The organism is Alkalibacterium gilvum, assembly GCF_900109085.1.
GTDB classification, from domain to species: Bacteria; Bacillota; Bacilli; order Lactobacillales; family Carnobacteriaceae_A; genus Alkalibacterium; species Alkalibacterium gilvum.
The window spans coordinates 1-1,640 of the sequence record NZ_FNYW01000082.1 but is presented as its reverse complement, the minus strand read 5'-3'; the positions used below and the strand labels follow the sequence as shown (position 1 = coordinate 1,640).

At 31.0% G+C, this 1,640-nt stretch carries 2 protein-coding genes; both read right to left on the bottom strand.

Going from position 1 to position 1,640, the window contains the following annotated elements; genetic code table 11:
- Positions 1 to 236: 236 nt before the first annotated feature.
- Positions 237 to 593, bottom strand: coding sequence for a hypothetical protein (locus BMX83_RS10605; protein ID WP_091636841.1), 357 nt, complete (start codon positions 591 to 593; stop codon positions 237 to 239).
- Between the two features lie 2 nt (positions 594 to 595).
- A complete protein-coding gene (locus tag BMX83_RS10600; RefSeq protein WP_091636838.1) occupies positions 596 to 1,192 on the bottom strand; it encodes a hypothetical protein in 597 nt (198 codons plus the stop codon).
- Positions 1,193 to 1,640: the final 448 nt, after the last annotated feature.

Genomic DNA, 1,640 nt, shown 5'->3' with positions numbered 1-1,640 from the left:
TTATAATACCGATAATCAACTCGATTAATGTGCTAAAAGGAGGGGTTATCACCCAAGCATTTTGATTGTTAGAGAAAAATTGTAAAAATGCTGCAAGTAAAATTCTAATAAAGAAACCAAAGCCAATACCATAATTGAACTATTTTCTTTTGTTTCTATCTTTCTCTCTCTTGATATACTATATTAGCTTCCTTTTTATAATCACAATTTAATAAGGAAAAAACACTGATTATAACTTATTTTGAATCCTTTAAACCAAATTTTTCAGGATTTTTCAAGTAATAGACAGCATACCAGAGATAGAAAGGGAAGGCATATTTTCCCAATACAAACCATCTTCTAACCGAAAAATCTTTTTTCTCATAGCCAACTATTTCCCATGCTGATCCAGTAAATAAAATGTTTAGCACCAAATATGCTATTAGAAGAACTCTAATTACCACGTTTATCTCTAATCCATAAATAAATACTGAACACATAGAAATCAAAAAGATAGTAAACAACCAGAAAATACCTGTAAGTATTTTACTAAAAGTATTCTTTGGAGGCTCAATACTTTGCCAAATTATAAATTTAGTAAGCTTTTTTTGCAATCTTAAAACTTCCCTCTACATTTATAAGCTGATACAGACCACGAAACTGCCGCAAAAGCAAGATTAACAGACTTAGACACTTTGGGTCCTATCTCTAAGGCAGCTCGTGCAAGTATTTTCCCTGCAGTTGTCCACGCTCCAGAAGCGAGAGCTTCAGTTAGTGCTCTTACTGTTTGTCCACTAAGTAATGTTCCTATCCAAGCATACTCTTCTCCTACCGTGCAGTAGATAAAATCCATAGTGCTTAGAGTTGATATCATACCGTCATTTCTAGGTCCTTGTGTTATTGAATTAGCCTGATAAAGTTCAATAGCAATTGGATTACCTTTGTTTACTTCTTGTCTAAGTAGTTCCGGATTAGTAACCGTGTATTTACCATGTTTATCGATTTCACCTATTTCACTAAAATAAAATTCTAACTCTTCTGCTATTTCATTTGTTAATTCTTCTAGTTCTTTTTCAGTATATTCTCCTTGAGAACTAGGTTGAGCGAGATCATCATTAATAGATTCTGCATGGACAGAAATCCCAGCATAACCGACAACTGTGAACAAAGTAACGAAAGAGGATAATGCTATCACTAATTTTTTCACGAACATAAAACCATCTCCTAATGATTATTTAACTATATTTATGCAAGACTAGTATAGCGTAAATGTAATTATTGCCAGTATTACACATTGTTTATTTAATCACAAGATGTTTTGTTGAATTTAAGAAAGTCTATTGATGCTCAAGAAATGAATTTTCCCAGAAAATTTTTACTGCTATTTATTTTTGTTACCAGGAATTGCGACGTTTTTCACTTATATAGGACCAAATAATTGTCTAATATTCTCATACGTTTCAATTTAAACCAATTTAAAACAGCTCAAAATACGGAAAATTCTCTATTTCAAATTAAGGTCAAGCTTGATAAGTACGGTAAGTAAAAAAACAATCATGGCCAAACATATAGGTTAAAAAATTAATGCAACATTAGTGAAATGTATTATTAAGAAGTATAAGCTAATTAAATAAATTATTTAATTTGTCACAATTCTTATT